Annotated in this window: 2 protein-coding genes, 3 pseudogenes and 1 riboswitch; of the genes and pseudogenes, 2 read left to right on the forward strand and 3 right to left on the reverse strand. The window is 55.9% G+C overall.

Annotated elements, in window-relative coordinates; genetic code table 11:
• The first annotated feature begins 30 nt into the window (after positions 1 to 30).
• Positions 31 to 1161, forward strand: a complete 1131-nt coding sequence (locus tag WS45_RS25255; protein ID WP_059524188.1) for an IS110 family transposase — start codon at positions 31 to 33, stop codon at positions 1159 to 1161.
• Between the two features lie 309 nt (positions 1162 to 1470).
• Here the strand turns inward: WS45_RS25255 and WS45_RS36675 are convergent.
• From WS45_RS36675 to WS45_RS34030, 3 genes and pseudogenes are all read right to left on the reverse strand, one after another.
• Positions 1471 to 2059 (reverse strand): annotated as a pseudogene (locus tag WS45_RS36675) (DUF4158 domain-containing protein); the annotation flags it as partial.
• A 207-nt stretch (positions 2060 to 2266) separates the two neighbouring features.
• On the reverse strand, positions 2267 to 3223 hold the full coding sequence (locus tag WS45_RS34025; protein WP_082722019.1) for a fimbrial protein: 957 nt from the start codon (positions 3221 to 3223) through the stop codon (positions 2267 to 2269).
• 364 nt (positions 3224 to 3587) lie between these two features.
• A pseudogene (locus WS45_RS34030) lies at positions 3588 to 3767 on the reverse strand (IS3 family transposase); the annotation flags it as partial.
• On the opposite strand from WS45_RS34030, the pseudogene WS45_RS34035 reads away from it, so the two are divergent.
• Positions 3702 to 4274, forward strand: a pseudogene (locus WS45_RS34035) (DDE-type integrase/transposase/recombinase); the annotation flags it as partial. The pseudogenes WS45_RS34030 and WS45_RS34035 sit on opposite strands and share 66 nt — an antisense overlap.
• An 82-nt stretch (positions 4275 to 4356) precedes the next feature.
• Positions 4357 to 4424: riboswitch (Fluoride riboswitch) on the forward strand.
• Positions 4425 to 4458: the final 34 nt, after the last annotated feature.

The raw sequence follows: 4458 nt of genomic DNA on the forward strand, positions 1-4458 counted from the left end.
TGCGCCGCTGTTTCATTTGCAACACCTCCACTGCTTACGCAGCGTCTAGTGTGTTGCATCGACCGGTTGAATCCACCATCGATTACGGTCGCCTACGCGATCGACGCAGGCGAGGTCGAGTCGCTCGGCAAGATCGGCACAACCCAAACGGAGATCGATCGGCTGTGCAAGCGACTGCAGTCGAAAGCTTCACACGTGCGTGTGGTTTATGAGGCTGGTCCGTGCGGCTACGGGCTGTACCGGCAACTGACGGAGCGCGGCTTCGAGACTATGGTCTGTGCGCCATCGCTAATTCCCAGGAAACCCGGCGAGCGCGTCAAGACAGACCGGCGCGACGCCGCAAAGCTCGTGCGCTCTCTTCGCGCAGGCGACCTGTCGGCCGTGTACGTCCCTACTGTCGAAGACGAAGCCTTCCGGGATTTGGCCCGGGCATGGGCAGTGGCCAAGGAAGATTTGCGGCAGGCCAGGCAGCGCCTGAAGTCGTTTCTGCTCGCACATGGCGTAGGTTATACAGGCCGTGCGGACTGGAGCGAATCGCATCGACGCTGGCTCAGCGGCTATTCGTTCGCTAACGCGTGGCAACAACTGGCATTTGAAGAGCATCGACGCACGATCGAGGATCGACTTGTGCAGTGTGGACGACTGGAGGCGGCGTTGCGCGATGCAGTCATCAGCTGGCGCTTTTACCCTGTGGTGCTGGCTCTGCAGGCGATGCGCGGCGTGCAGTTTGTTACGGCTGTCGGCATGGTTTCGGAGCTGGGTGACCTGTCGCGCTTCACGCACCCACGTCAGCTCATGGCGTGGCTCGGTGTGACGCCCTCGGAGCATTCGTCGGGCGGCAAGCGACGCCAAGGCAGCATTACCAAGACCGGCAACAGCTATGCCCGCAAGCTACTTGTGGAGGCAGCCTGGAGCTATCGGCACGTGGCACGCGTTGCCCCGCAGATCCAGCAGCGACACGAAGGGCTCCCCAAAGCGATTATCGATCGTGCATGGGATGCGCAGTTGCGACTGTGCCGGCGATATCACAAGCTCGTGGCCCGCGGCAAGAATGCCAACATCGCGGTCGTCGCCGTTGCGCGCGAGTTGGCCGGCTTCATCTGGGACATCGCCCGACTCGCGATGGCGCTTGCATTGCCGCGCGGCATGCAGTCCGCATGAGACCGGCGACAGGTCGATATGGATGAACGATGAACTGATCATGGAGGGAGTTTCCTGAAGGCGGCGTAGCCCGGTATTCGAGCAATCCGCGTCTCCACTTCGCAACGGGCAGTCCCCGACTTGCGTTTTAAGAAAGCGGCAGGCTCATGAGACGGAACTCTGTAATGCGGTAACCAACCCGCGTATGTCAGTGTGATCCACCGTCGAGCATTACTGCTACGTCGCCCTCAGGAAATTCGAACACCTATGGAAAGAGATTGAAAACCGATCGTACTTGACACGGAAAGTCATATCAGTGGACAAGACCGGGTCGGCGCGCACCAGTTGGGTGTCGCAGACGGTCGCCTGGAGCGTCGCAAGCAGGCCACGCTCTGCCTCCGCCCAGATCGCTCGCCCGAGGTCCAGTAACATTCGCTCGGCGGGAATCAAGAGCCGCCTCTCGTACAGCCAGTGGTACGCATGCTGCACCAGTTCGTCGAGCGCCAGCGATTCGGCAGCATCTTGCCGCATCCACGCTTAGAGGCCGGGCCATTGGTCAGCGCCCATCGATGTCAGGCCGAGGTATTCGCACGCACGCCGACACCTGATGCTCGTATCGAGTCTTATAGCGTTGGTAGGTCGTGCGCAGCGACGCGATCAACGGTACCGGCAGGCCGAGTCGCTCGTCGACATAGCGTAGCAGTTGCCGTGGCAAGGTCCCGACATGATCCAGCGTGTGGCCGCTGGCCCGCAGAAAGACCAGTTGGATGGCGGCACCTGAGCGGCGATCGCGCCAGAAACGTTCACTGATCGCGGCCAAGTCGCTGTCGCCCAACGCAAAGTAACGCTCGACGTTGAACTCCGACAGTCGCGGGGGCAAGCGATCCTGCCCCACATACCGAAATTCCAAGCTTGGCATCTACTGTCTCCCGTCACGGTCGCAATTGAAAATTGCGGGTAGGTAGCTTACTGGATATCCCGGTCACGACTGTCGACGATAGTCAGAATCGACTGCAAAGCCTTGCTACAGAAGGCTTTGCGGCGAACCACCAGATTTTTTCACAAAAAGACGATTACCCATCGTGCCAAATTATTATTTTGGCTGAATTATTTTCACATTTCTCGATTATTGGTACGACAACGTAATGGTTGCTTGCGCGTCTGCCTCGCCACCTTTTACGTTAGAATCGGTTTGAATATACCTGGCTTTCCAACCGATGGAAACATCGCCACCTTGGTCAGGGTTATATAATGAACCGAAGGATCGCCTCTCCTGCAACCCGACAGGAGTGCTACCATCGTCGAAATTAGTGATTTGGACACCTACACCCGACGCGCCGCCTGCGTTCGACAGTGAGAGTATCCCGTTCTTCGGGTCTCCAACGACGCTCGAACCACCGGCTGGATCAATTTGATAAGACAAATTAGGAATTCCCGCTGGGCACGTCATTTTCGCCCAAAATTCTTGCGGTGTCGATGCCGACCCCACACCATTGAAGGTCGACGTCGAGATATTCGTACCCATCTGAACCGAGATATTTTTTGTTTGTATTTGACAGGTCGGTGGAACGATCTCCACATCATTGGCACGAAAATTGTATTGACGGTAACTATTATCACCCACCAACTCAATTCCTCCAGGATTTGCGGAGCCAAAACCAACATCCCCAGTTCTCACTAATAAAATAAGCACTTCAATATCATCCGGATCATATTCTACGAACCGACATTGACTGCTACCCGCAAAACCACAAGTAGAGTGAACCCCCACTACTGCGTACGCCACCCCAACCCCCCGAATATTGGTATCCCACACCCCAAGGGGCGCGCCTTGATAGTTTATATTCTCTCCAGAATAGTGCAAATCCCCAATCAAACTCACGTTGTTTTTGGGAGAGTACAAATAATTGATATTGCCTTTTCCGGCTGCAAATATTTCCCCCTGCGCCCCCCGGCTCTTAATCGTTAATTTTCCCGGCAAGGAGATATTGTAATCGTCAGCATAGGCATTACCGACGCAACCAAGCGATACAAAGATCCCACACAGCATTAAAATTATAAGGTGAAGTGTTGTTTTTAACATTCAGAGCCCTCAATTACACTGACATCCAAAGACAAAATGACACCATCCTTGGTGAGTAAGTTTTATATAAGAAAATTTTAGAAATGAAACCGCCCCATCGTAACTCCCCGCCCAATTCAATGCATCGAACTTGAAAATAGATGCAGGTTTGATTTTCCACAAAATCCCAGCCACAAGGAATCAGCCAAAATATGAGTTGATCTCGGACCAATCCCAAATATGTTTAAGAATAGTTATGTCTTCAATGCCCCGACGCGACACACTCTTCCTTCGGTGCCGCTTTCGCAGCCGTCCTGATTTGTTCGAGCGATACCACCACGATGACCGACCATGAGGTCGGGCGGAATTCGTGGAGGCCAACGGGTCAAGCAGCGATCTGATTCAGATAGAAATGCTGCGTGAACGCGACAGGCGCTTGGTAGTTCAGGCGTGTCTGCGTGCGTTGCCGGCTGTAGAAGATTTCGATGTATTCGCTGATCGAGTGCCACGTCTGCTCGTGCGTGGCGAAGCGTTGATGATAGACCAGTTCGTACTTCAGATCGCCCGACAGGTGGGCGTGTCGGCCTCGACCGTCAGCCGGGTGCTGGCGCGTGCTGGACTGTCCCGGTTGAGCGACCTGCAACCACGTGAACCGGTTCAGCGTTACGAACACGAGGCACCGGGCAACTTGCTGCACATCGACATCAAGAAGCTCGGCCGTATCGCGCGTTCTGGCCATCGTGTGACCGGCAATCGGCGCGATACGGTCGATGGCGTTGGCTGGGAGTATCTGTTCATCGCCGTGGACGATCATGCCCGGATTACCTACACAGCGATGCATCCCGACGAGACGAAAGGCAGTGCCGTGAAATGCCTGCACGATGCCGTGGCTTGGTACGCCGGACTCGGCGTGCGTGTGCGTCGATTGCTAACCGACAACGGTTCGGCATTTCGCTCGCACGAGTTTGCGCGGGCCTGCCAGGAATTGGGTATCCGGCACAAATTTACGCGGCCGTATCGTCCGCAGACTAACGGCAAGGCCGAACGCTTCATCCAGTCAGCGTTACGTGAATAGGCCTACGCATGGACATACCCGAACTCCGCCCATCGCATCGAAGCCTTGGCGAGTTGACAGCACCAGGCCGCGAGGACGCCGTATCGGCGGCAATGGCATGCCTTCGTGAACCGCCGATTCGTTCGGCTGATGATGCCCTGCGTGTTCCTGGGGATGGAATGGTAGGCCGTTGCCCTTCCTT

The sequence above is a fragment of the Burkholderia sp. RF2-non_BP3 genome (genome assembly GCF_001522185.1).
Lineage (GTDB): Bacteria > Pseudomonadota > Gammaproteobacteria > Burkholderiales > Burkholderiaceae > Burkholderia > Burkholderia diffusa.